Origin of the sequence: Paenalcaligenes suwonensis (genome assembly GCF_011290505.1) — a bacterium.
Classification (GTDB): Bacteria; Pseudomonadota; Gammaproteobacteria; order Burkholderiales; family Burkholderiaceae_B; genus Paenalcaligenes; species Paenalcaligenes suwonensis.
The window spans coordinates 75819-99257 of the sequence record NZ_JAANPV010000002.1 but is presented as its reverse complement, the minus strand read 5'-3'; the positions used below and the strand labels follow the sequence as shown (position 1 = coordinate 99257).

The window sequence follows — 23439 nt, the reverse complement described above, 5'->3', positions numbered from 1 at the left end:
TTACAGGGCCTCTAACACGGCTTGTGGGCCTGCTGCAGGCGCTACAGCGTGCGGTTCATGGGGTTGAGTGTAGCAGTGGCTGTTTAGACCTAAGGATTGCAGCAACTGCTTGTCTGCCATGAATTGTGGGTTTTCAGTGGTAAGTAATTGGTCACCATAGAAAATAGAGTTAGCGCCGGCCATAAAGCACAGGGTTTGCATGGTGTCGCTCATGCTAGAGCGACCGGCCGATAACCGTACGGCAGCGGTGGGCATGGTGATGCGGGCAATGGCAATGGTGCGCACAAACTCTAGGTCATCTAAGGCGGCATTGTCTGCCATCGGTGTGCCGGGGATGGGGGCTAGCTGGTTGATGGGCACGGATTCAGGGTAAGGGCGCCGATTGGCGAGTTGAGCGATGAAGGCAGCGCGTTGTTCGCGATCCTCGCCTAGGCCCACAATGCCGCCACTACAGGTGTTTAAACCTGCTGCATGCACACGATCCAAAGTGTCTAGCCTGTCTTGGTAGCTACGCGTTGTAATGATTTTGCTGTAGTAGTCTTCCGACGTATCTAAGTTGTGGTTGTAGTAGTCCAAACCACCTTCTTTTAGCCGTTCGGCTTGGCCGGGTTTGAGCATACCCAAGGTTACGCAGCTTTCCATGCCTAGCGATTTCACAGCTTGAATGAGCTCAATGACTTTATCCAGTTGTGCCTCACTGGGCGAACGCCATGCTGCACCCATACAAAAACGGGTTGCGCCATTGGCTTTGGCATTTAGCGCGGCTTCGATGACGGCTTCTTTATCCAACAGCTTTTCAGCTTTGATGCCCGTGTCATAGCGCGATGATTGGGAGCAATACGAGCAGTCTTCAGGGCAACCTCCCGTTTTAATGGAAAGCAAGCTAGAGAGCTGGATACGATTGGCATCGTGATGTTCGCGGTGCACGGTTTGGGCCTGCCATAGCAAGTCCATGAAAGGTTGTTCGTATAGGGCTAAAACAGCTTTTACTGACCACGGGGCAGTGTGAAGGGAGGTCATGCTCAATCTCCTTGAAAAAGTAGACCTCACTATAGGTAAGTGTGTAGCAAATAAAAGCAGCGCCCATTCTTAAATTACGAGCAAAAACAATGTGTAAACCATGGAAATAGCCATAAATACCCATTTTTTTGACCTTACTTCGCGCTAATACTGTTATCTTTTGTTACACGTATCGGTGTAAATAAATACTACATACGCACGTAGAGAGGTAAGTAAAGGGCAAAATGGCTACGAGCTAAGGTGGTTTTGATAGGATAAACATCAGGGGTTATAGGTGCTTCATCATTACGGGGGAATGGCATGCTCAATCTAGTAGTGACACCTGAGGATGCGGGTATTGATGTGCCACGGCAGATTTCGTTGCGTGGTGCGGTTCCCGGTGAAAAAGTGGCGATTAGCGCGTCCACTGTGAGAAGTGGTGTGCGCTGGACCAGTTATGCCGAGTTCATGGCAGATGACAGAGGGATGGTGGAGCTTGCCAAACAAGTGCCAGATGCCGAGGCCAGTACGTATGATATGGCCGATGCTATGGGGCTGATTTGGTCGCAATTGCCGCAGGTAGAGTCCGCGCGTGAGGTATTTAATCAGTCTGTATTTGACCCGCTAGTCACCACTATTGGTGTGCGTAGTGGTGTGAATAGTGTCAGCGCTACGTTGGTGCAGCGTATAGCGGTAGAGGTGAAGCGTATAGAGGTAGAAGAAGATGGGGTGTATGGCGTGCTGTTTTTGCCTGATGACCCTACACCTAAGCCTGCTGTGATTGTGCTGGGTGGTTCAGAGGGCGGGCTGCAAGAGCATCAGGCTGCGCTCTATGCTTCGCATGGGTATGCGGCGTTGGCATTAGGGTATTTTAGGGTGCCTGGGCGCTCAGATTACATCTCGTACACCGATCTCGAATACTTTACGCAGGCGATGGCATGGTTGCGCCAGCGAGTGCAGCCTGCGCACGATTTTGTGGCAATCAGTGGCTTTTCTAGGGGAGCGGAGCTGGCGCTGCTATTAGCTGCCACGTACCCCAATGCCGTGTCAGCTGTCATTGCGTTTGCGCCCAGCGCTTTTGTGCACAGCTCACAAAATGCGGCTGACCCGGAAATGGGTAGGGAGGCCCCTACTTGGTTGGTGGATGGCGAGCCGCTGTGTCACTTATGGCAGAACAATAGACATGCATCGTGGGAGGCTTTTGATAGCAGCGTGCCGCATAGGCACGAGCTCGCTATACAAACAGCGCTGCAAGATATTGCAGCGATGGATGCGGCACGTATTCCAGTGGAACGCATTAAAGGGCCGGTATTGCTACTGTCAGGGACGGACGATGGTGTGTGGCCTGCTAGTCGTTTTTGTAAGATGGTGGTAGATCGTTTGGCGTCAAGGTCTACCCCGTCATTAGTGCAGTGGGTGAATACGCCGCATGCAGGGCACGCGATACGCTTCCCTTATGTGCCTACCTCGCAAGCGACGTATTTGCATCCTGTCTCTAGATTGCTGTGTACCACGGGTGGGCAGCCCTATGCGGATGCTCAAGCTGGGCGTGAGTCGTGGAAAGCGGTATTGCAATTTTTACGTACAGTGAGTGCAAAGCCTCAAGGCTAAAACGACTACAGCCCTTCACATGAAGGGCTGTAGAGGCTGAGCAGCAAACACTCAATAAGTGATTATGCAAACACTTGGAAGCGTTCTGCGTCATCAATAAAGGATTTATCGCCAATTTCTTGCTCGTGCGAACCAAATGGCATTTGCGCACGTAGTTTCCACGACGCAGGCAAGTTCCATTCTTTAGCGGCGGCGTCGTCAGGCAGCGGGTTGTAATGCTGCAGGCTGGCACCGATATCGGCGTCTGCTAAGGCAGTCCATACTGCCAATTGAGCCATACCGCTGGCTTGCTCGGACCAGATAGGGAAGTTTTCGGCGTAAGCAGCAAACTTTTCTTGTAAGCCACGTACGGTGTCTTGGTCTTCGTAGAACAGTACAGTACCTGCGCCAGCGGCGAAGCTATTGATTTTAGCTTCGGTGGGAGCAAATGCCTCGGCGGGAACAATGCGACGCAATTCGGCTTTGACGATTTCCCAGAATTTCTCGCTTTCCTTACCAAACAAGATCACAGCGCGTGAGCTTTGTGAGTTGAAAGAAGAGGGAGACAAGCGGATGGCGTCTTGAATCAGCGTGGTGACCTCTGCTTGTGACAGAGGCAGTGTTTTGCCCAAAGCGTATTGTGTACGACGATTTTTTAGTGCGGCAAGGTAGCTGTTACTCATTTGAAAATTCCTGTTTTTATGTTGGGTCAAAATAGCGGGTAATAATAACGTTTTAATTTACGGCTGGAGCATCTACCACTACGAGCTCTGCGTCTTCTATAGCCGTAATACGTACTGTTTTTTCTTGGTGAATGGCGGCGCCATCGCGAGCGTTCAATACCAGCTTGTCATTCACTTTTGCTTGGCCGCTGGCCAGTACCAGATAGCCATAACGCTCTGGTGAGGCAAAGTCATAACTAATGCTCTCACCAGCTTTAAGGGTAGCGCCTACGACTCGGGCATCCGACCTGATAGGCAGGGCGTCAGTGTCTTCTGTAAAGCCGCTGGCGAGCACAACAAAGCGGTTGGCACGGTCATCTTTAGGAAAAGGTCTAGAGCCCCACGACGGTGCAATACCTCGTTGGTTAGGCATAATCCAAATCTGAAAGATGCGGGTGGTGGTGGGTTCTAGGTTGTACTCGGAGTGCACGATACCTGTACCGGCACTCATTACTTGCACATCCCCTGCTTCGGTACGACCTTGGTTGCCCAAGTTGTCCTGGTGCGTGATAGCGCCTTCACGTACATAGGTAATAATCTCCATGTCTGCGTGAGGGTGGGGTGGAAAGCCAGTGCCGGATTCGATGGTATCATCGTTCCAAACACGCAAGGCACCCCAGTGCATACGTTTAGGGTCGTAGTATTCCGCAAAGGAAAAATGATGTTTGGCGTCTAGCCAACCGTGGTTGGCGCCACCTAAACTTGTAAAAGGACGATGCTCAATCATGGGCGGCTCCTAGTCAGAACAATCTTTATCATGTGTCTAGTGTACGGGCTGAGAATGGGGCTGAGAATCCAAAATTGGGAATAGCATCCTTTCCATTTTTGATGTGATCACTGGCTGAACCAGCCTATATTCGTGAAATTTTTGCTGTGAGATAAATGAGAAAACTACCAGACCTAGAAGCGTGGGCTATTTTTGCTACGGTGGCTTCCACAGGGTCATTTGCGCGCGCGGCAGAGGAGTTATCGCTTTCCCCAGCAACCGTTTCCAAAGCGATTACACGGTTAGAGCAGCGCATGAAAACTATGCTGTTTCATCGTACGTCGCGCAGTATGTCACTGACGGAAAGTGGTCATGTGGCACTAGAACGGGCAAATCGCATCTTAGAAGAGGGTGAAGCGGTAGAGGCCGAGATCACTGAGCAATCCCAGAGTTTGCGAGGCATGATACGGGTGTCGGCGCCTATGTCGTTTGGTCTGAGCAGCTTAGCGCCCTTGTTGCCTACCTTTTTAAAAGCTAACCCCGAGGTAGAGCTAGACATACAGTTCAACGACGAACATGTAGATCTGGTGTCTGAGGGCTTTGATCTGGCGGTACGTATTTCAAACTTGGTGGACTCCAGCTTGTTGGCGAGGAACATCTGCAAAATACGTATTTTGCTGGTGGGGGCGCCAGCGTATTTGGAAGCGTATGGTGAGCCTAAGCATCCTATGGAACTGGCACACCACAAAGCACTGCTTTACACCTACTCTAAAGCTGGCATGAGCTGGCGGTTCCAGCACCCCGTTAAAGGCGAGTTTGTGCAGCATTTGCCGCCGGTGTCGTTGCGGGCGAATAATTCGGATGGTTTGCAGCCTGCATTGTTAGCGGGGATGGGCTTGGCGTTGCTGCCCGATTTCTTAGTGTGGGATCACTTGCAAAGCGGCGCATTGCGTCATGTGATGCAAGATTGGTCAGCCGGGTCTGTGTCGCTGTCATTAGTCACGCCACCAGGCCGAAAACGTCCTGCACGGGTGCAGGCATTTATGGATTATTTGGCAAGTAGTTTGGCCAAGGCACCGTGGGTGCGGGCAGAGTAACCAGAGGGCGCACATGGCTAGGCATGCTTTTGCTGTGAAACGTATCGCAGACCTTGGTGTGGAAATCATCGAGGCAGAAAGCGGCCGTACCTTTGCTAAGCATGTGCACGAGCAATATGGCATAGGGTTAGTAGTGCGAGGTGCGCAGCGCTCGGCAAGTGGTAGGGGTCAGGTAGAAGCTAGTGCGGGGGATGTAATCTCGGTGAATCCTGCCGAAGTGCACGACGGCGTGCCTATTGATGATGTGCGCCGTTGGCATATGCTGTATTTTGATCCTGCTGTCATTGCGCGTCAGTTTACGGATATCACTACCGATGCGCCATTTTCATTACAGGAGTTTGCCTATCCTGTGCTGCGTAGTCGCTTGGCGGCAGGCGTATTTAGCCAGCTATACAGCAGTGTGTTAGCGGCGGGGGCGCCGCAGACTGTGTGGCCTTTGAGGAAAACTTGCTGCTGTTATTGCCGTTACTAGTGGACCGCAATGTACCATCATCGCCAGTGCTAGGAACAGCGGCAGGTACTGCTAAAACGATGATTGATGATAATCCGCTAGGCGATATCTCGCTGGCGGCATTAGCAAAAGAATCTGGGTTAAGTCGCTTTCAGTTAGTGCGTGCTTTTTCGCGCCTGACCGGGCTTACGCCTCATGCGTATGCCGTGCAAAAGCGGGTGCAAATAGCCAAGCGACTGATTGGCGAGGGAAGGGCATTGGCGGATGCCTCATACGCTAGTGGCTTTGCTGATCAAAGCCATATGACGCGGCATTTTGTGCGTAGCTTTGGTTTTTCTCCTGGCTTATATGCACGGCACTGCTCGTAGTTGCGCTGCAATTTTGTTCAAGATACGCTGAATCTGTACTGACATAGTGATAGCTTTTATGTGGCTGGAGACTATGAATGAGTATGGAATTTGTGTTGACCTCACTGTTGATTGTTGTGTCGCCGGGTATTGGTGTGATCTACACCATTGCAGCAGGCTTGTCGGGTGGGCTGCGTGCCAGTGTGGTAGCCGCAATAGGTTGCACCTTAGGAATAGTTCCACATGCGGTGGTGGCGATCAGCGGATTGACGATGGTGCTGCATGCTAGTGCCATGGCCTTCCAACTACTCAAATACTTGGGTGTGGTGTATTTGATTTACATGGCTTTGTCCATGTTGCGCGAAAGTGGGCCGTTGCGTTTCGAGGCGGATCAAACCAAGGCAAACCATAAAGAGATCATTGTGTCGGCGGTGTTGATCAATCTGTTGAACCCAAAATTATCCGTGTTCTTTTTTGCTTTCTTACCGCAGTTTATACGTAGCGATGATGTATTGCCTGTCTCGCAAATGCTGTGGCTAAGCGGTGTCTTTATGCTGATGTCGTTGGTGGTTTTTGTGTTGTATGGTGCCTGTGCTGTCAGTGTCAGGCGATACATTATTTCCAATGTGCGTGTGCAATTATGGATGCGCCGTTTATTTGGTGCGGCTTTTTTGGGGTTGTCGGTGCAGTTAGCGCTAAGCAAGCAGTAGAGGCTTAGGCTTGTATAGTGAGTAGAAAGCAAAAAAGCCTTTGATTTCTCAAAGGCTTTTTTTGTATTCTTGGCGGAGCGGACGGGACTCGAACCCGCGACCCCCGGCGTGACAGGCCGGTATTCTAACCAACTGAACTACCGCTCCAGCAGTAGTGTGTTTAAATCGTTGCCAAAAAGTTTTGGCGTCCCCACGGGGATTCGAACCCCGGTACCTACCGTGAAAGGGTAGTGTCCTAGGCCTCTAGACGATGGGGACTCAGGACTTAAACCAGCTAAGAAAAAGAGTATAGCAACACTTTATTCTAGTTGTCAACAGTATTTGATCATGTTGCTGTGAATTTTATGAGAAATAGGAAAATCTAGCTCGTTAGCTGGTGTGGGGCAGGTTTGTGAGGACGTGGCTATTGCCAGAATGAGTGCGGTGTAAACAGCTAAGCAGCCAGTATAAGTGGGATAATGTTATGTATTGCTCCCATCTGTGGTGGTGATTTTAATAAGGCATAACGAAGGATATGGGCGAATGAGGAAAAAGTACGGCAACCAGCGAGCAGCGACTACACGCACGCCGGCCAAATCTAGTCGCTTGGTTGTACTGAATAAGCCCTATGGTGTCTTAACGCAGTTCAGTGATGATCAAGGTAGGACAACGCTGGCTGATTACGTGCCGATTAAAGATGTGTACCCTGCAGGGCGTCTGGATAGAGACAGCGAAGGGCTGTTGCTGCTGACCAATGATGGCCGCTTGCAAGCGCAGATTGCTGAGCCTCGCTATAAAACCTCTAAAACATACTGGGCACAAGTGGAAGGGGCGGCAACAGAGCAGCAATTGCAGCAGTTGCGTCAGGGGGTGTTGCTCAAAGATGGGATGACGCTACCTGCGGAAGCTGAGTTATTGGGCGAACCTGAGTTGTGGTTGCGTGATCCGCCTATACGTTATAGGGCGAGTATTCCTACTAGTTGGATTAGCCTAACGATTAGCGAGGGCAAAAATAGACAAGTGCGTCGTATGACGGCTGCGGTGGGGTTGCCTACATTGCGGTTGGTGCGAGTGCGCGTGGGGCAATGGCAGTTAGATGGGTTGCAGCCAGGGGAATGGCGTGAAGTGGCGCTGAGCTAGTCTGCTAGAAAATGTGCTGTATTCATGGTGAATGCAGCTATTTTTCTGGCGGTAGAAAAGCGAGGTGCGCTTAGCTTACTGTGTGAGCTGTGATGCAATAGCTATGTAGTGAGTAGAAAGCAAAAAAGCCTTTGAGAAATCAAAGGCTTTTTTTGTATTCTTGGCGGAGCGGACGGGACTCGAACCCGCGACCCCCGGCGTGACAGGCCGGTATTCTAACCAACTGAACTACCGCTCCAGCAGTAGTGTGTTTAAATCGTTGCCAAAAAGTTTTGGCGTCCCCACGGGGATTCGAACCCCGGTACCTACCGTGAAAGGGTAGTGTCCTAGGCCTCTAGACGATGGGGACTCAGGACGTAAACTACTTCTTCGTTTTTCTTGGTGGAGGTAAGCGGGATCGAACCGCTGACCTCTTGCATGCCATGCAAGCGCTCTCCCAGCTGAGCTATACCCCCCTTGGATGTCGCATTTAACTGCTGCATCAACGAAGAAATGAAATTATGCACGACTTTTAGGTTTGGTGCAAGTCTTTTAGGAAAAAGAGTCAAAACACCTATAAAAAAATCGCTCTGTAGCTTTTTGACACGTTTTTTAGAGTTAAGACACGAATTCTGACAAAAAAAGTTAAGAAACCACTATTGAGGCCGTTATTAGGTGGAGTTCGCTCTTTTGACTCGTATAGGCTGCTGTATCTTTTGTGCTCCGTTTAAAAGCTACGTTCAGCAAGTGCTGGAGTGCATAGCCACAGCCCTGATATATGCGTATCTTTCTTCTCCGCGATTTTGTGCATCACGAATGAAAAACCTAGATTCTTGCTCTGATGATTACTCCACCACAACACTAGAAGAACTGGTGGGGCTGTTGCGGCACCAGGCGTCGGCTCAGAGTGGCTTAGAACATATGATGTCAAAGCTCTTGAGTACGGCATTACTGGGCGTAGCAGTGGTTCAGAACGATCAGTTCTTGTTTGCGAACCCAATGCTACAACAAATGCTAGACAGCGCAGAGGGAGTATTGCGGCAATCCGTCCCTTTTTCTTCGCTACGGTTATTGCCGTATGCCTTACCGTCGTGTGCCGGTAATACCGAGAAAGTAGCAACCTCGCAGATAGATGTGCATTACGAGTGCCGTTGGCAAACGCCCAAAGGCAAATTATTGGATGTGGATATCTATGCTGTGGTTGTGCCGTGGGGGGAAAGCAAAGCGACTATCGTGCTAGTCAACGATATTAGTGTACGTAAACAGTACGAGGCATCAGCCCGTTTGGCGGGTTTGGTGTATGAAACTACCTCGGAAGCCATAGTCGTTACAGATGAAGACGGTGTGGTGGTAGATGCCAATCCGGCATTTAGTGCGATTACGGGCTATACCTTAGAAGAGGTTCTGGGCCAACGCTTAAACATGCTGGCTTCAGGCAAGCAAAGTCCGCAGTTTTATCAAAAAATGTGGGCAGAGTTGGCAGAGTCGGGCCAATGGCAAGGCGATATATGGAACCGACGAAAAAACGGTGAAGAATACGCGGAGCGCTTACACATTAGTACTAGCTGGAATCCTGATGGCAGCGTGTATAGGCGTATTGGGGTGTTTTCAGACATCACTAGTCATAAAAAACGTGAAGCGTTGGTGTGGCGTCAGGCTAACTATGATCATTTAACCAACTTGCCAAATAGGCAGCGTTTTCATGGGCGTCTGCACGAGGCCATGCAGCAGTCTATACAAAAGGGCAGCCCTTTTGCATTGATTTTTCTGGATCTGGATATGTTCAAGGATGTGAATGACACCTTAGGGCATAACGTGGGCGATGAGCTGCTTAAAGAGGTAGGTAGACGGCTACAAACATGTGTGCGAGATAGCGATGCCGTGGCACGCTTGGGCGGTGACGAGTTCACCGTGATCGTATCGGGAGTGGAGGATCTATCGGTAGTAGAGCGCATTTGCCAGCAAATACTTGGCACATTGGCTAAGCCTTACAAGTTGGGCGAAGAGGTGGCCATGATTTCCGCCAGTTTAGGGGTGACGATGTACCCTGCTGATGCAAATGATGCGGGCGAATTGTTGAAAAATGCCGATATGGCCATGTATGCCGCTAAAGAGTGTGGCCGTAATCAATACTGTTTCTTCTTGCCGGCGATGCGTGAGGCAGTGCAGGCACGAGTGCAGTTTTCACGCGACTTACATATTGCGCTCGCAGAGAACCAATTTAGGTTGTATTACCAACCTATTATCGACGTGCAAACAGGCAAGGTTTGCAAGGCAGAAGCTCTGATCCGCTGGTTGCATCCCGAATTGGGCTTAGTGCCGCCGTCGGAGTTTATTCCCTTTGCGGAAGACTCGGGTCTTATTGTGGAGATAGGGAATTGGGTATTTAATGCAGCGGTAGATCAGGCAGTGAAGTGGCGTTCGTTTGGCAAGGATTTCCAAATTAGTGTGAACGTATCGCCTGCGCAGTTTTATGCCAACGGTGTGAACCCTAAAGACTGGTTGCAGCGTATAGAAGATGCTGGCCTAGATATGTCTAGCATCGTGATAGAAATTACTGAACGTTTGCTGCTAGATACCAATGCCAACGTCACTAAAATTTTGCGTGTATTTAGAGATGCGGGCATTGCCATTGCACTGGATGACTTTGGTACCGGTTTTTCGTCACTGACGTATTTAAAGCGTTACCCCATTAACTTCATCAAAATCGACCAATCCTTTGTGCGCAACATCGAGCCTGGTTCCGAAGATCAGGCATTATGTGATGCCATGATTGTGATGGCCCATAAGTTAGGGATGGAAGTGATTGCCGAAGGCGTGAGTGCTGAGGTGCAACTGAGCTTGTTGCAAGATGCAGGATGCGATTATTTGCAGGGCTTTTTATTCTGCCCGCCCGTGCCCGCAGAGCAATTTCAAACATGGATGCAAAACTGGCGTTATCCAGAAACGCCAGCGTTAAGCAATAAATAGCTAGGTATTAGCAGTGCGGCGGCGTAAACGGCTGGCGCCTGCGATAAAGCAAACCAGCAACGAGAAGGCAATAATAGGGGTGTTCCCCCAACGTACATAGGGTGTCAGGCCGCTCATGCCTTGCACTTCTACATCTAGAATGGCGCGTTGGTTGGGTGTCACCATCGCCAAAATAGCACCGGTATGATCAATGGCAGCCGTCGCACCTGTGTTGGTAGCGCGTAGCATAGGGCGTGCGCTTTCCATCGCGCGCACCCTAGAAATTTGCAGGTGTTGGCGCAATGCCCACGAGTCCCCAAACCATGCCAAATTACTGCTGTTAATCAGAATATTAGCGCCGCTATCTTGTTGGGCAGGACGTACCGCACGAATGATTTCTTCACCGAATACGTCTTCGTAGCAAATATTGGGGGCAATCAGCAGGTTGTTTAAGGCAAAGTTTTGTTGACGTGTATCGCCGCGTGCAAATTCACCCAGTGGGATTTGCATCATGTCGATGAACCAGCGAAAACCTTGGGGTACAAACTCACCAAAGGGCACCAAGTGAAACTTGTTGTACTGCATGGTTTGGCGTTGCAGTATGTCTTGGGGCGTAGTGGTGGGGCTAATCGTAATCAGGCTATTCGTGTAGTACGACGGATTGTCTGGGTCGGACATGGGAACGCCCAGTATGACAGTGGCTTGCTGGCGCTTTGCGATATCAATCCAAATTTGCCACTCTTGTTCAGAGAGCAAATACTGCATTAACGGGACAACGGTTTCAGGCAGCACAATTAATTCTGGCTGTGCTCCCGCTTCTTTCTCAGGTAACGCACTCATGTATTGGTAGGTGCGAATACCTTCTAGCAAATACTGTGGGTCAAACTTTTGAGACTGTGGAATATTGCCTTGTACCAGTCTGGCCAGTATGGGTGAACCTTCCGGTTTGGCCCATTCTAGCTGTTGCCAGTACAAGCTTAGAGCTCCCAGCACTGCACTGACTAACAGCGCTACGGCGGGTGGTTTGCTGTGCATGTGTGCTGGGGTAAGCAGGCTAAGTGCGGCTGCACAAAATGCAGCGCTCCAACTAATCGCATAGCTACCTAGTATGGTGGCCCAGCCAGCAAAGAAACCATCCACGTGGGCGTAGGCAATGTTTAACCAGGGGAAGCCGGTGAGCAGACTGCCACGCAGCCACTCAAATAGTGTCCATACCGAGGCGGTAAGTGTAGCGAGCAGTAGTGCTTGCAACCACGGGCTGCCACGGCGGGGTTGTAGCACGCGTATCAACCAGATAGCGGCCACAACAAAACCTGCTAGTGCAGCAGCAAGTAAAGCAACGGCGAGTGCGGCAAGAGCAGGATGCAAATTGCCGAAGTCGTGCATGCTGATGTAGAGCCAATAAAGTCCCGTCGCAAAGTTACCCACACCAAATAACCAGGCTTGTCCTAAGGCTTGTCGTGTGCTGGAAGCATGCACACTGCATGCAAACAGAACGGCTAGCGTAATGAGTTGAACAAAAGGTAAGGCTTGTAAGGGGAGGGGATCCGGAGCATAGCTGGTGGCGTGTACTACGCCAGCCAGCAGCACCAGAAAGTAATTGGATTGCCGTGACTTTATTGGACTAGCGCTCATAGCGTTGCGGTAGAGGAATCTTCCAGGTTGGGAAGCTCACGCTGTACGTGTAGCCAGAGCGCCCGTTTTGGGTCGGCTCGTAAAACGGTAAAGCGTAAGCCTTGACGTTCAATGGTTTCGCCGCGACGTGGGATGTGTCCCAGCTCGGCACCTAGCCATCCACCCACAGTATCGAACTCATCGTCTGTGAGGTGTGTGCCAAAGGCATCGTTGAAATCTTCAATCTCGGTGATAGCCATGACGCGCCAACCATTGTGTCCGGTTTGGAAAATGGTTTGTTCGGCTTCGTCATCGTATTCGTCTTCGATGTCACCAACGATCTGTTCTAGGACGTCTTCCATGGTGATTAGCCCTGCAGTACTGCCGTGCTCATCAATCACGATGGCAATGTGATTACGGCTGCTACGGAATTCGTGCAGCAAGACGTTTAGACGTTTGGTCTCGGGAATAAATACCGCAGGGCGCACCAAGGGGCGTAGATCAATACCTGGGTTGGCGATAGAGAGTAAGAGGTCTTTGGCAAGCAAAATGCCAATAATGTTGTCTCTATCGTTTTCATACACCGGAAAACGGGAACGACCTGTTTCGATGATGATTGGCAGCAGTTCTGCCAAGGGGGTAGAGATATCGAGTAAATCGATTCTTGCGCGGGGAACCATGATGTCTGCCACGGTTTTGCTGGCAACATCCAGTGCGCCGGAAATCATGGCAGCGGCTTCGCTGTCGATGATGCCACGTTCTTGGGCACTTTGAAGTATCGCTTTAATATCTTCGCGATCTTCGGGTTCTGGGCGGCGTTTAAATATGCCGCTTAAACGAGAAAGACGTTTCTTCTTTCGGGGCTCAGGGTCTGATGAATGTGAGTCTGACATTGTCCAGTGGACGCTTGATGAAAACACTGAGCATAACCGAAACAGCGCGCAAGTAATAGTTATTTTGCCAGATAAGGATTAGGGATTTTCAATGATTGAAGAATCTCAATTTCCAAACCTTCCATATCTTCGGCGTCTTCCGCGTCTATATGGTCGTAGCCCAGCGCATGCAATACGCCATGGATAGTGAGGTGTGCTGCGTGTTGTAAAAGTGTTTTGTTTTGCTCTACGGCTTCGCGTTGCAAAACTTCATCACAAATGATGATGTCTGCGCTAAGGCGTTGATCTTCATCGACGCCGTACTCGAAGGTCAGCACATTGGTGGCGTAGGCTTTATCGCGATATTGGCCGTTTAGCTCGGTCATTTCTTCTGGGCCTACCAAGCGTAGAGCCAGTTGGGCGCAGGTAAAAGGAGCTGCTTCACCGGCTTCGTGATAAACGGCAACGGCGCTGTCTAGGGCTTTTTGTACCCAGTTACGTAGACGCCAGCGAGGCAAGGTGTCTTGGCAATCGCTAGCGTATTGAATGCTGAGGTGTAGTTCAGTTTTCATCGTTCTGATGGCTTTCGTAGGCATCAATAATGCGGGCGACCAAGGGGTGGCGCACCACATCTTTGCTGGTAAGTTGGGTAATGGCTATGCCGGGTACAGACTGCAATACGCGCACGGAATGCTCTAAGCCGCTGCGTTGTCCGCGAGGTAAGTCTACTTGTGTAGGGTCGCCAGTAATCACTGCTTTGCTGCCAAAGCCTATACGGGTCAGGAACATTTTCATTTGTTCTGACGTGGTGTTTTGGGCTTCGTCTAAGATCACAAAGCTGTGGTTCAGTGTGCGGCCACGCATATAGGCCAATGGGGCGACTTCGATCATTTGTTTTTCAAACAAACGTTGTACTTTGTCGTAGCCCATTAAGTCGTATAGCGAGTCGTACAGTGGCCGCAGGTAGGGGTCGATTTTCTGGTTCAGATCGCCCGGTAAAAAACCTAAGCGTTCGCCAGCTTCTACCGCAGGCCTGGTGAGTACAATGCGTTGTACGGCTTCGCGTTCCAATGCATCAATAGCGCAGGCTACTGCTAGAAAGGTTTTACCCGTACCGGCTGGGCCAATCCCAAAACTGATGTCGTGGCTGAGTATTTGGCTTAGGTAGTCGCGCTGGCGTGGTGTGCGTGGGCGTAGATCTCGTCGGCGAGTACGTAGGCTGAGCTCGTCATCGTCCAATGTGGGGGCGGGCGTACTGGGGTCTGCCAGCAAAGGCTTGCTACGTTGCTTGCCTTTGCCGCTGTTTTGAGTATGTTGTACACGACTTTTAAGCTCAACTAACCCTAGCTGAATATCATCAATGCTAAGGGCTTTGTGCACGGCGCGGTCATGAAACCATTCAATGGCTTCGGTGGCGGGGCGCACATCTTGCCCTTGTAGTGTGATGTGATTGCCGCGGCGTTTGAGCGTTACTTCAAAGGCGTGAGCAATCTGTTTCAGGTTTTCATCTATTGGCCCGCAAAAGTTGGCCAGATGGGTGTTATCACCCTCTAGATGAATGGTATGGATTGGGTCTGATGGCGTGTCGTGTTGACTCATGCAGTAGTAGTGCTTTCAGAGGTCACCATTTCACCACGTAGCGTGTTGGTCATCGCTTGTGTGATGCGTACAGTTACCATTTGGCCAATGAGGCGGGAGTTTGCCGGGAAGTTCACAATACGGTTGTTTTCGGTACGGCCCATCACTTCGCTTTCGTCACGACGCGACAAACGCTCTACCAGAACGCGTTGTTCTGTTCCCACCATGGCTTCGCCAATGGCGGTTGCTTGCTCGTTAATCAGAGCTTGCAAACGGTGCAAACGCTCGAATTTCTCTTCCTTGCTGGTGGTGTCTTCTAGGTCGGCAGCGGGTGTGCCAGGTCTACGAGAATACACAAACGAGAACGAGGTATCAAAGCCCACATCTTGAATCAGTTGTAGGGTTTTCTGGAAATCTTCCTCGGTTTCACCTGGGAAGCCCACAATAAAGTCAGAGGACAGCGTGATGCCAGGGCGTGCGGCACGCAAACGGCGCACGATAGATTTGAACTCCAGCGAGGTATAGCCACGCTTCATGGCGGCCAGAACGCGGTCACTACCAGCTTGTACTGGCAGGTGCAAAAACGGTACCAACTTAGGCAGTTTGCCATGCGCTTCGATCAAGCGGGTAGTCATCTCTTTAGGGTGAGACGTGGTGTAACGGATACGCTCAATACCAGGGATGTCGTGCACGTATTCCAGCAGCATGGCGAAGTCAGCAATGTCTGCGCTGTCTTGCATAGGGCCGCGATACGCATTCACGTTTTGGCCTAGTAGCGTGACTTCCTTGACACCTTGGTCTGCCAAATCGGCAACTTCAATCAGCACGTCTTCGAAGGGACGAGAAACTTCAGCACCACGGGTGTACGGTACCACACAGAAACTGCAGTATTTGCTACAGCCTTCCATAATGGACACAAACGCTGTTGAGCCGTCGATACGGGCAGGTGGCAGGTGATCAAACTTCTCGATTTCAGGGAAGCTAGTGTCTACCTGTGAGCGACCACTGTTACGGCGCTGTTTAATCAGCTCAGGCAAGCGGTGCAGGGTTTGCGGGCCAAACACTACGTCCACAAAAGGTGCACGCTCTACAATGGCTTTGCCTTCTTGGCTGGCTACACAGCCGCCAACGCCAATCACCAAGTTCGGGTTTTGTTGTTTAAGGTGACGAACCCTACCCAAATCAGAAAACACTTTTTCTTGCGCTTTTTCGCGCACAGAACAGGTGTTAAATAAGATGATGTCTGCTTCGTCCGGGTTGGACGTTAATTCTACCGGGCCTTGTTGATTCAGTACGTCGGCCATTTTCTCCGAGTCGTACTCATTCATCTGGCAACCAAAGGTGCGAATAAACAGTTTGCGGGTAGGAAGCTGCTCGTCTTGGGCAGCAATAGAAGTAGGGTTGGTATCTTGCATGATGGGTGCCGTGACGGGTGTAGACCCCGGGGGCAAAAATTGAAAGAGAGTAGTATAACGCGTCCCACGTGCTGAGCGAGGTACCGCAATAGCGGGTGTGGTGTATGTGTGGAAAACGCCAAGAAAAAAGCCAGAGTAGAAACTCTGGCTTTTTTGTTTACCCTAGCACTTCGGCTTCGGTGTCGTCGTCTTTTTTGACGGGCTTGATCAAGTCTTCGCGTTTGATGCCTAGCCACATAGAAATGGCAGCCGCTACGAATACAGAAGAGTAAATACCAAACCAAATACCGATGGTCAGCGCTAACGAGAAGTAATGCAGTGTTGGGCCACCAAAGAACAGCATGGACAACACCATCATTTGCGTGGAGCCGTGAGTGATCACGGTACGCGAAATGATTTGAGTAATAGAGGTGTCGATCACATCTGAGGTGGACATACGGCGTTGTTTGCGGAAGTTCTCACGAATACGGTCCATTACCACCACGGACTCGTTCACGGAGTAACCCAATACCGCCAGCACCCCTGCCAATACTGCCAGCGAGAACTCCCACTGGAAGAAGGCAAAGAAGCCCAGAATGATCACCACGTCGTGCAAGTTAGCCAGCGCACACGATACAGCCAGCTTCCACTCAAAACGGAAAGCCAAGTACACCATGATGCCCACAACCACGAACAACAGGGCCATCAAGCCATTGTGTACCAGCTCTTGCCCTACTTGTGGACCCACAAATTCAACGCGGCGCAGTTCAACTTTGTTGCTGCTCGAAGCATCTGCTGCTTGCAGTGCACTCAGTACAGCACGGCTTTGTTCTGTACTGGCGTTAGTGTCGCCATCGCCATGAGTCGGAAGGCGGATCATGACGTCACGTGGTGTACCGAAGTTTTGCACTTGGAAATCACGGTAACCCAAACCACCAATGGTCTGACGAACATCGTCCAGCGACACGGCTTCTTCGTAATTGACCTCAATGACAGTACCGCCAGTGAACTCAATAGACAGGTTGAAGCCTCGGGCAACAATAAAAAATACGGCTGCAACAAAGAAGATGACACTAATCAGGTTCAGCACCAACGCGTGGCGCATGAAAGGGATAGTGCGGGAAATTCTAAAAAATTCCATGTTATTCCAGGCTTACTGTTTGTTATCAGGTTTCCAGACCTGGCCAATAGCCAGACTCTGCAGACGACGGCGTCGGCCGTACCACAGGTTCACGAGGGCGCGCACACCAACCACGGAGGAGAACATGGAGCTCAAAACCCCCAGAATGTGCACTACAGCAAAACCTCGTACAGGACCTGAACCAAATGCCAGCAACGCGATACCCACAATCAAACTGGTTAAGTTGGAGTCGAAAATGGTTGCCCATGCTCGGTCGAAACCAAGGTTAATCGCTTGTTGGGGACTAGCACCGTTACGTAGCTCTTCACGAATACGTTCGTTAATCAGTACGTTGGCGTCAATCGCCATACCCAGTGTCAGTGCAATCGCGGCAATACCAGGCAGGGTCAACGTGGCTTGTAGCATAGACAGCATCGCTAGCAACAAGAGCACGTTAAAGGTCAGGCCTAGCGTGGAGAACACGCCAAACAGCTGGTAGTAAATAATGATGAAAATAGCAATGGCAATAAAGCCGTACAAGGTAGAGTCAAAACCCTGTTTGATATTTTCTGCACCCAAGCTTGGGCCAATAGTGCGTTCTTCGATGATTTTCATCGGGGCAGCCAACGAACCTGCACGAAGCAACAGAGAAATATCGGTGGCTTCTTGAGCATTCATGCTGCCAGAAATTTGTACTTGGCCATTAGGGATTTCGCCGCGAATAACGGGAGCCGTTACCACTTCGCCTTTACCTTTTTCAAACAGCACAATGGCCATGCGCTTGTTGACGTTGTTGCGGGTCACGTCACGGAAAATACGTGAGCCTTTGTTGTCCAGCGTCAGGTTAACGGTGGGCTGTTGTGTTTGCTGATCGCGGCCAGGTTGGGCATCTTGCAGGTTTTCACCTGTCAGTACCACTTGACGACGCAGCAGCAAGGGGCGGCCATCACGATCGGTGTAGCGCTCTAAGCCAAACGGTACAGTACCTGCCATCAAGGCGGCTGTAGCCGTAGGGGAGTCGTCTACCAAACGGATTTCCAATGTAGCGGTACGGCCTAGAATTTCTTTGGCTTTCGCTACGTCTTGTACGCCAGGCAACTGTACAACAATACGGTCAGCACCTTGTTGTTGGATTACCGGCTCAGAAACGCCCAGCTCGTTAATACGGTTGCGCAGCGTTGTGATGTTTTGGCGTAAGGCGTTGGTTTGTGCTTGGATCAGTGCGGTTTCAGATAGCGTACCCACTAACTCAAAACTACCTTCTTGGCCTGATGCGTTCACGAACTGCAAGTCAGGTATTTGGCGACGCAATGCAGTGAGGGCATCAGAGCGTGCTTCAGCGGAACCTAGATTCACAACCAATGACAGGTTCTGACGTTCTACGCCTTTTTGCGCAATATCCGCTTCACGTAAAACAGTGCGAACTTCAGATGCCAGTGACTCATAGCGGCCGGTTAGGGCGCCTTGCATGTCTACTTCCAGCAGGAAGTGCACGCCACCGCGCAAGTCCAGACCCAAGTGCATAGGTTGTGCACCGATGGCAGTTAGCCAACTCGGCGAAGCGGGCATTAGGTTCAGGGCGACGGTGAATTCAGGGTCTTCGGCATTAGGAACCAGTTCACGCTCGATAACGTCTTTAGCTTTGAACTGTGTGTCGGTAGAGTCAAACCGTACACGAATGGTGCCAGAGGTACCGTGCTGCTCGAAATAGGACCCTGTGGACGTAAGGTTGTGACGTTGCAGTATGCTTTCAACGCGCGACAAAGTGCTCAGATCCACTTTAACCGTGGACTTGGCGGAGGCTATCTGCACGGCTGGCGATTCGCCATAGAAATTAGGCAGTGTGTAGATCACGCCTATGACCAGTGCGACCAGTACAGTGAGATATTTCCAGATAGGATAACGGTTCATGGGTACTTCGGCAGAAACGGTACACAAAGCCCGAACGGATGTTCGGGCTGGAGAGAGAATTACAAGCTTTTGATTGTGCCTTTAGGCAGAACAGAACCAACGGCTTGACGTTGCAACAGGATTTCCACAGGCTTTTCTGCCAAGGAAGATACTTCCAACGTAATGTAGTTGTCTTGTACTTTGCTGATTTTGCCCAGCAGACCACCAGTAGTGATCACTTCATCACCTTTACCCAGATTAGCAACCAGATTGCGGTGCTCTTTCTGACGTTTCATTTGAGGACGGATCATCAGGAAGTACAGGATGACGAACATCAGAATGATAGGCAGCATACCTACCAAAGCGTTTTCGCCACCAGCGGCTTGAGCGGGGATAACTGTCAGAATGTCAGTAATAGACATAGGGGCTCCTGTGTGATCGGAATTGTTCTTAAAAAAATTAAGGTTTATGTAAGCAAAGCGTTATTGTAGCGACATCTTCTTCGTCTGTAAGACTTATTCTATACCGCGAGAACGGTCGCGTGCGAAAGCTGCTTTCCACTCTTCAAAACGCTCAGCTTCGATAGCATCGCGCATTTCCTGCATGATTTGCAAATAAAAATGCAGATTGTGATACGTATTTAAACGTGCACCCGCAATCTCGTTAGAACGTTGTAAATGATGTAAGTAAGCGCGAGAGAAATTCTGGCAAGTATGGCACTGGCAAGACGGATCCAGGGGGCGCGTGTCATCGCGATAACGCGCATTGCGGATTTTTACATCGCCAAAGCGGGTAAATAGCCAGCCGTTACGCGCATTGCGGGTAGGCATGACGCAGTCAAACATATCCACACCCTGACTCACGCCTTCAACTAAGTCTTCCGGTGTGCCTACGCCCATTAAGTAGCGGGGGGCATTCTCGGGCAGGCGTGGGGTGGTGTGCTGCAAAATGCGGAACATGTCTTCTTTGGGCTCACCCACAGACAAGCCACCGATGGCGTAGCCTTCAAAGCCAATATCCGTTAGGCCTGCCAAAGACTCTTCACGCAAGTCTTCGTACATACCGCCTTGCACAATGCCAAAAAGGGCATTGGGGTTTTCTAATGCATTGAACTCATTACGCGAGCGTTTGGCCCAGCGCAGTGACATGCGCATGGATTGGGCGGCTTCTTCGTGTGTGGCAGGGCGCTCATCAATAAGATAAGGTGTGCATTCGTCAAACACCATCACGATATCGGAGTTCAGGGCATGTTGAATGCGCATGGACTCTTCAGGTGTTAAGAACATTTGGTCGCCATTGATGGGCGACGCGAACTTCACACCTTCCTCGGTGATTTTTCGCATGCCTTTAAGGCTAAACACTTGAAAGCCGCCGGAGTCTGTCAGGATGGGGCCATTCCACTGCATAAAGCCGTGCAGACCGCCGTGCTCTTTGATGACCTCGGTGCCGGGGCGTAGCCATAAATGGAAGGTGTTGCCCAGAATGATCTGTGAACCGATCTCGGTCAGTTCGTGTGGCAACATGCCTTTGACGCTGCCGTAGGTACCTACCGGCATGAATATGGGGGTTTGAACCACGCCGTGGTTTAGGGTGATCTGGCCGCGACGGGCTTTGCCATCACGTTTAAGTAACTTGAAATCTAATCCACTCATGATTGCGGGGCGGCCTCAATAAACATGGCGTCGCCATAACTGAAAAAACGATAATGTTGCTTTATAGCATGGCTATACGCCTGCTGAATAAAGGGGAGCCTGGAGAGTGCTGAGACCAGCATCAACAGTGTGGATTGCGGCAGGTGAAAGTTAGTCACCAAGGCATCTACCCACGTAAAAGTGTAGCCGGGGGTAATAAATAGGCGGGTATCGCCTTCTATGCTGCCGTCAGGGTTTTGGTGGCCATTGCATTCGTGATAACGCACGGCAGATTCCAACGCACGCACACTCGTAGTACCTACAGCAATAATGCGTCCGCCTTGGGCGCGAGTACGCTGCAGTTTTTCCAGTGTTTCAACCGGCACAAAAAAGCGTTCAGCATGCATTTGGTGCTCGCTCAGTTGCTCACTGCGTACCGGTTGGAAGGTACCAGCGCCAACGTGCAAGGTGACAAAGGCTTGATCAACGCCCAATTCGCTAAGGCTGTTTAACAAGGTTTCATCAAAGTGCAGACCAGCAGTAGGCGCCGCTACAGCACCAGGGGCTTCTGCATAGACAGTCTGATAGCGCTGATCATCTTCGGCGGTGGGAACCTGCTGAATGTACGGAGGCAAGGGTGTAGCACCGTACTGTTCTAAGGCGTCGAGCGCGGGTTGTACAAACTCTAGTTCAAACAATGCATCTTGTCGGCCAGTAACGATCACCTCAAGTTGCCCATCTGCCAACAGTAAACGCGTGCCAGGCTTTGGGGATTTACTGGCGCGTATATGAGCCAATGCCTGATGGGCTGAGGTGATACGTTCTACCAGTACTTCTACTTTGCCGCCGCTTTGTTTTTCGCCCAACAGTCTGGCTTTGATGACTTTGGTATTGTTAAACACCAATAGATCGCCTGGACGTAAGAGCTGGCTGATTTGGCTGAACTGCATGTCCGTCAGTTGGCCTTCTGCATTTAAGTGCAAAAGACGGCTGCCGGTACGAGTGGCTGCAGGAGTTTGGGCAATGAGCTCCTCAGGCAGATCGTAGTCAAACTGGGAGAGTTCCAAAGAGGGATCAACGGGCATAACAGAAACTTTGGCCGTGCATGGTAGAAAACCCGCCATTTTAACGCTGTTGCAGAAAAAACGTTTGGTTTTGCACTTTTTCAGGGGAATTTTCGTTATGCTGATGCTTTGTTTTTTGCTGCCAGGGCATGTTATGAAAGCCATGTATCGTCTGTGTCAAAGCCTATTGTGTTGTGTGGCATTGTTGATGCCGTTCTCTGCTGTTCAAGCGCGTATAGAGGGATTACCTGACGATCTGGAAAAGATCTGGAAAAGTACAGGTTTGCCTGAAAGTGCGTTGTCGCTAGTGGTGCAAGATGTAGACGGTAATGTGCTGATTAACCATAACCCAGCGGTGCCGCGAAACCCAGCTTCGGTGATGAAGATGGTAAGTACCTGGGCTGCATTGTCTACTTTGGGGCCCGAGCACACATGGCGCACTAGCTTGATGGCTCAACAAGGTGGTGTGGTAGATGAACAAGGGTCGTTGCAAGGGCCTTTGTATATCAAAGCGGGCGGCGACCCGTTTCTAACCATTCCTGACCTGTGGAATATGCTGCGCGAATTGCGCATGCGCGGTATTAAAAATATTGGCGATGTAGTGATAGATCGCTCGGTGTTTGGCTCTATCTCTACAGACCCCTATGCTTTTGATGGCGCAGGCGACCGACCTTATAACGCTAGTCCAGACGCCTTGGTAGTAGGCTTGGGTGCTTCTCGTATTGTGTTGCAACCGGATGCCAATGCTAAACAGTGGCTAGCTTTTGTGGACCCACCTTTGCCGGGCGTGCGTGTCGAGGGCAACGTAGAGTGGGCCAATGGTAGCTGCCCTGGTTCACCTGCAATTAACACACGCGTCGCGCAAACTGCCGGTAATGTGGTGATTTCATTAAGCGGCAGAGCAGCGGGTTCGTGTGGCGAGTTCAGTGTGTATAGACTGTCGCATTCGCAGCCCGAGTTCTTTGAAGCGATATTCCGCATGCTGTGGAAAGAGTTGGGTGGTACGTTAGCGCGCGATGTTAAAGCAGGCAGTATCCCTGGTAGTGCGAAGGCCGTGGTGTGGCATGATTCTCGTCCTTTGCTTGAGCAAATTCGTATGATCAACAAGCAAAGTAATAACCTGATGGCGACGATGGTGCTGCTGTCCGCGGGTGAAAGTATGCAAGGTCGTGGTGCAACGACGGCTTCGGCAGAGCGTGCCGTAGAGCAGGTATTAAACCGACAAGGCATTAATACACAAGGCTGGCGCATTGATAACGGCTCAGGCTTGTCTCGTGACGCACGATTGACCGCCCAAGGGTTGGCGCAGATGTTGCAGCAAGCATGGCGCTCTAATTACATGCCAGAGTTTATTTCGTCGCTGGCTATTGCGGGCGTAGACGGAACAGTAGGTAGGCGCTTTCGTGACAGCGATGCCGCAGGTCGTGCTCACCTGAAAACGGGTACCTTGCGTGATGCCCGAGCATTGGCTGGCTATGTGTTAGATAGTCAAGGTAAGCGTTATGTGATGGTCAGCATGGTGAATGATCCACGCTCAGATGTGGTGCGTCCTTTTGATGATGCGTTAGTGAAATGGTTGGCAGGACGTTAGTCTCTTGCAGTTTGGT

At 50.7% G+C, this 23439-nt stretch carries 21 protein-coding genes and 5 tRNA genes; 8 read left to right on the top strand and 18 right to left on the bottom strand.

The genetic code is table 11. The features are described from left to right. Positions 1–1020, bottom strand: coding sequence for a biotin synthase BioB (gene bioB / locus GY634_RS03670; RefSeq protein ID WP_166407236.1), 1020 nt, complete (start codon positions 1018–1020; stop codon positions 1–3). 300 nt (positions 1021–1320) lie between these two features. Between bioB and GY634_RS03665 the strand changes: the two genes are divergently transcribed. Next, positions 1321–2610: an acyl-CoA thioesterase/bile acid-CoA:amino acid N-acyltransferase family protein gene (locus GY634_RS03665; protein WP_166407235.1), complete on the top strand. Its 1290-nt coding sequence runs from the start codon at positions 1321–1323 to the stop codon at positions 2608–2610. A 62-nt stretch (positions 2611–2672) separates the two neighbouring features. Here GY634_RS03665 and GY634_RS03660 read toward each other — a convergent pair whose 3' ends face one another. Both GY634_RS03660 and GY634_RS03655 read right to left on the bottom strand, forming a co-directional pair. After that, complete coding sequence (locus GY634_RS03660; protein WP_166407234.1) at positions 2673–3272, bottom strand: nitroreductase family protein; 600 nt, start codon at positions 3270–3272, stop codon at positions 2673–2675. Between the two features lie 52 nt (positions 3273–3324). Next, positions 3325–4038: a pirin family protein gene (locus GY634_RS03655; protein ID WP_166407233.1), complete on the bottom strand. Its 714-nt coding sequence runs from the start codon at positions 4036–4038 to the stop codon at positions 3325–3327. A gap of 155 nt (positions 4039–4193) precedes the next feature. Between GY634_RS03655 and GY634_RS03650 the strand changes: the two genes are divergently transcribed. The 4 genes from GY634_RS03650 to GY634_RS03640 all read left to right on the top strand — a co-directional run bounded on the left by GY634_RS03650 (position 4194) and on the right by GY634_RS03640 (position 6622). Further along, the gene (locus GY634_RS03650; protein ID WP_166407232.1) at positions 4194–5114 is read left to right on the top strand and encodes a LysR family transcriptional regulator; all 921 of its coding nucleotides are present in this window, start codon (positions 4194–4196) and stop codon (positions 5112–5114) included. A 13-nt stretch (positions 5115–5127) separates the two neighbouring features. Beyond that, positions 5128–5586, top strand: a complete 459-nt coding sequence (locus GY634_RS17375) for an AraC family ligand binding domain-containing protein (protein WP_341352809.1) — start codon at positions 5128–5130, stop codon at positions 5584–5586. Further along, on the top strand, positions 5544–5933 hold the full coding sequence (locus GY634_RS17370; RefSeq protein ID WP_341352808.1) for a helix-turn-helix domain-containing protein: 390 nt from the start codon (positions 5544–5546) through the stop codon (positions 5931–5933). Before GY634_RS17375 ends, GY634_RS17370 begins: the two co-directional genes overlap by 43 nt. Before the next feature lie 77 nt (positions 5934–6010). After that, on the top strand, positions 6011–6622 hold the full coding sequence (locus tag GY634_RS03640) for a LysE family translocator (protein ID WP_166407231.1): 612 nt from the start codon (positions 6011–6013) through the stop codon (positions 6620–6622). A 70-nt stretch (positions 6623–6692) separates the two neighbouring features. On the opposite strand, the gene GY634_RS03635 is transcribed toward GY634_RS03640, so the two are convergent. Further along, a tRNA-Asp gene (locus tag GY634_RS03635) sits at positions 6693–6769 on the bottom strand. 35 nt (positions 6770–6804) lie between these two features. Further along, positions 6805–6880: transfer RNA gene (locus GY634_RS03630), tRNA-Glu, on the bottom strand. A gap of 264 nt (positions 6881–7144) precedes the next feature. On the opposite strand from GY634_RS03630, the gene GY634_RS03625 reads away from it, so the two are divergent. Continuing rightward, positions 7145–7741, top strand: a complete 597-nt coding sequence (locus tag GY634_RS03625; RefSeq protein ID WP_166407230.1) for a pseudouridine synthase — start codon at positions 7145–7147, stop codon at positions 7739–7741. Between the two features lie 161 nt (positions 7742–7902). On the opposite strand, the gene GY634_RS03620 is transcribed toward GY634_RS03625, so the two are convergent. The 3 genes from GY634_RS03620 to GY634_RS03610 form a co-directional block, all read right to left on the bottom strand. Beyond that, a tRNA-Asp gene (locus GY634_RS03620) sits at positions 7903–7979 on the bottom strand. A gap of 35 nt (positions 7980–8014) precedes the next feature. Continuing rightward, positions 8015–8090, bottom strand: a tRNA-Glu gene (locus GY634_RS03615). A 30-nt stretch (positions 8091–8120) separates the two neighbouring features. Further along, positions 8121–8196 (bottom strand) — tRNA-Ala (locus GY634_RS03610). A gap of 340 nt (positions 8197–8536) precedes the next feature. Here GY634_RS03610 and GY634_RS03605 point away from each other — a divergent pair. Continuing rightward, on the top strand, positions 8537–10690 hold the full coding sequence (locus tag GY634_RS03605) for a sensor domain-containing protein (RefSeq protein WP_166407229.1): 2154 nt from the start codon (positions 8537–8539) through the stop codon (positions 10688–10690). Here the strand turns inward: GY634_RS03605 and lnt are convergent, their stop codons facing one another. The 10 genes from lnt to queA all read right to left on the bottom strand — a co-directional run bounded on the left by lnt (position 10691) and on the right by queA (position 21853). After that, on the bottom strand, positions 10691–12304 hold the full coding sequence (gene lnt, locus GY634_RS03600) for an apolipoprotein N-acyltransferase (RefSeq protein ID WP_166407228.1): 1614 nt from the start codon (positions 12302–12304) through the stop codon (positions 10691–10693). Next, positions 12301–13176: an HlyC/CorC family transporter gene (locus GY634_RS03595; protein WP_166407227.1), complete on the bottom strand. Its 876-nt coding sequence runs from the start codon at positions 13174–13176 to the stop codon at positions 12301–12303. Before GY634_RS03595 ends, lnt begins: the two co-directional genes overlap by 4 nt. Before the next feature lie 59 nt (positions 13177–13235). Then, positions 13236–13727 carry an rRNA maturation RNase YbeY gene (gene ybeY / locus GY634_RS03590; protein ID WP_166407226.1) on the bottom strand — a complete coding sequence of 164 codons (492 nt, stop codon included), beginning with the start codon at positions 13725–13727 and terminating at the stop codon, positions 13236–13238. Continuing rightward, positions 13717–14754, bottom strand: coding sequence for a PhoH family protein (locus GY634_RS03585; RefSeq protein ID WP_166407225.1), 1038 nt, complete (start codon positions 14752–14754; stop codon positions 13717–13719). Before GY634_RS03585 ends, ybeY begins: the two co-directional genes overlap by 11 nt. After that, positions 14751–16148, bottom strand: coding sequence for a tRNA (N6-isopentenyl adenosine(37)-C2)-methylthiotransferase MiaB (gene miaB, locus GY634_RS03580; protein WP_166407224.1), 1398 nt, complete (start codon positions 16146–16148; stop codon positions 14751–14753). The genes GY634_RS03585 and miaB overlap by 4 nt, the downstream gene beginning before the upstream one ends. Before the next feature lie 157 nt (positions 16149–16305). Further along, positions 16306–17268 carry a protein translocase subunit SecF gene (gene secF, locus GY634_RS03575; protein WP_166407223.1) on the bottom strand — a complete coding sequence of 321 codons (963 nt, stop codon included), beginning with the start codon at positions 17266–17268 and terminating at the stop codon, positions 16306–16308. Positions 17269–17280: 12 nt separating this feature from the next. Next, complete coding sequence (gene secD, locus GY634_RS03570) at positions 17281–19158, bottom strand: protein translocase subunit SecD (protein ID WP_166407222.1); 1878 nt, start codon at positions 19156–19158, stop codon at positions 17281–17283. Between the two features lie 59 nt (positions 19159–19217). Further along, positions 19218–19559: a preprotein translocase subunit YajC gene (gene yajC / locus GY634_RS03565; RefSeq protein ID WP_166407221.1), complete on the bottom strand. Its 342-nt coding sequence runs from the start codon at positions 19557–19559 to the stop codon at positions 19218–19220. A gap of 93 nt (positions 19560–19652) precedes the next feature. After that, positions 19653–20789, bottom strand: a complete 1137-nt coding sequence (gene tgt / locus GY634_RS03560; RefSeq protein ID WP_166407220.1) for a tRNA guanosine(34) transglycosylase Tgt — start codon at positions 20787–20789, stop codon at positions 19653–19655. Continuing rightward, positions 20786–21853, bottom strand: a complete 1068-nt coding sequence (queA, locus tag GY634_RS03555) for a tRNA preQ1(34) S-adenosylmethionine ribosyltransferase-isomerase QueA (protein WP_166407219.1) — start codon at positions 21851–21853, stop codon at positions 20786–20788. Before queA ends, tgt begins: the two co-directional genes overlap by 4 nt. 133 nt (positions 21854–21986) lie before the next feature. Between queA and dacB the strand changes: the two genes are divergently transcribed. Continuing rightward, positions 21987–23423, top strand: coding sequence for a D-alanyl-D-alanine carboxypeptidase/D-alanyl-D-alanine endopeptidase (dacB, locus tag GY634_RS03550; RefSeq protein WP_166407218.1), 1437 nt, complete (start codon positions 21987–21989; stop codon positions 23421–23423). Positions 23424–23439 lie beyond the last annotated feature (16 nt).

What these genes read in the sequence shown, in the direction of transcription:
- bioB (WP_166407236.1), bottom strand. Translation starts at nt 1,020, where the DNA reads ATGACCTCCCTTCACACTGCCCCGTGGTCAGTAAAAGCTGTTTTAGCC.
- GY634_RS03665 (WP_166407235.1), top strand. Translation starts at nt 1,321, where the DNA reads ATGCTCAATCTAGTAGTGACACCTGAGGATGCGGGTATTGATGTGCCA.
- GY634_RS03660 (WP_166407234.1), bottom strand. Translation starts at nt 3,272, where the DNA reads ATGAGTAACAGCTACCTTGCCGCACTAAAAAATCGTCGTACACAATAC.
- GY634_RS03655 (WP_166407233.1), bottom strand. Translation starts at nt 4,038, where the DNA reads ATGATTGAGCATCGTCCTTTTACAAGTTTAGGTGGCGCCAACCACGGT.
- GY634_RS03650 (WP_166407232.1), top strand. Translation starts at nt 4,194, where the DNA reads ATGAGAAAACTACCAGACCTAGAAGCGTGGGCTATTTTTGCTACGGTG.
- GY634_RS17375 (WP_341352809.1), top strand. Translation starts at nt 5,128, where the DNA reads ATGGCTAGGCATGCTTTTGCTGTGAAACGTATCGCAGACCTTGGTGTG.
- GY634_RS03640 (WP_166407231.1), top strand. Translation starts at nt 6,011, where the DNA reads ATGAGTATGGAATTTGTGTTGACCTCACTGTTGATTGTTGTGTCGCCG.
- GY634_RS03625 (WP_166407230.1), top strand. Translation starts at nt 7,145, where the DNA reads ATGAGGAAAAAGTACGGCAACCAGCGAGCAGCGACTACACGCACGCCG.
- GY634_RS03605 (WP_166407229.1), top strand. Translation starts at nt 8,537, where the DNA reads ATGAAAAACCTAGATTCTTGCTCTGATGATTACTCCACCACAACACTA.
- lnt (WP_166407228.1), bottom strand. Translation starts at nt 12,304, where the DNA reads ATGAGCGCTAGTCCAATAAAGTCACGGCAATCCAATTACTTTCTGGTG.
- GY634_RS03595 (WP_166407227.1), bottom strand. Translation starts at nt 13,176, where the DNA reads ATGTCAGACTCACATTCATCAGACCCTGAGCCCCGAAAGAAGAAACGT.
- ybeY (WP_166407226.1), bottom strand. Translation starts at nt 13,727, where the DNA reads ATGAAAACTGAACTACACCTCAGCATTCAATACGCTAGCGATTGCCAA.
- GY634_RS03585 (WP_166407225.1), bottom strand. Translation starts at nt 14,754, where the DNA reads ATGAGTCAACACGACACGCCATCAGACCCAATCCATACCATTCATCTA.
- miaB (WP_166407224.1), bottom strand. Translation starts at nt 16,148, where the DNA reads ATGCAAGATACCAACCCTACTTCTATTGCTGCCCAAGACGAGCAGCTT.
- secF (WP_166407223.1), bottom strand. Translation starts at nt 17,268, where the DNA reads ATGGAATTTTTTAGAATTTCCCGCACTATCCCTTTCATGCGCCACGCG.
- secD (WP_166407222.1), bottom strand. Translation starts at nt 19,158, where the DNA reads ATGAACCGTTATCCTATCTGGAAATATCTCACTGTACTGGTCGCACTG.
- yajC (WP_166407221.1), bottom strand. Translation starts at nt 19,559, where the DNA reads ATGTCTATTACTGACATTCTGACAGTTATCCCCGCTCAAGCCGCTGGT.
- tgt (WP_166407220.1), bottom strand. Translation starts at nt 20,789, where the DNA reads ATGAGTGGATTAGATTTCAAGTTACTTAAACGTGATGGCAAAGCCCGT.
- queA (WP_166407219.1), bottom strand. Translation starts at nt 21,853, where the DNA reads ATGCCCGTTGATCCCTCTTTGGAACTCTCCCAGTTTGACTACGATCTG.
- dacB (WP_166407218.1), top strand. Translation starts at nt 21,987, where the DNA reads ATGAAAGCCATGTATCGTCTGTGTCAAAGCCTATTGTGTTGTGTGGCA.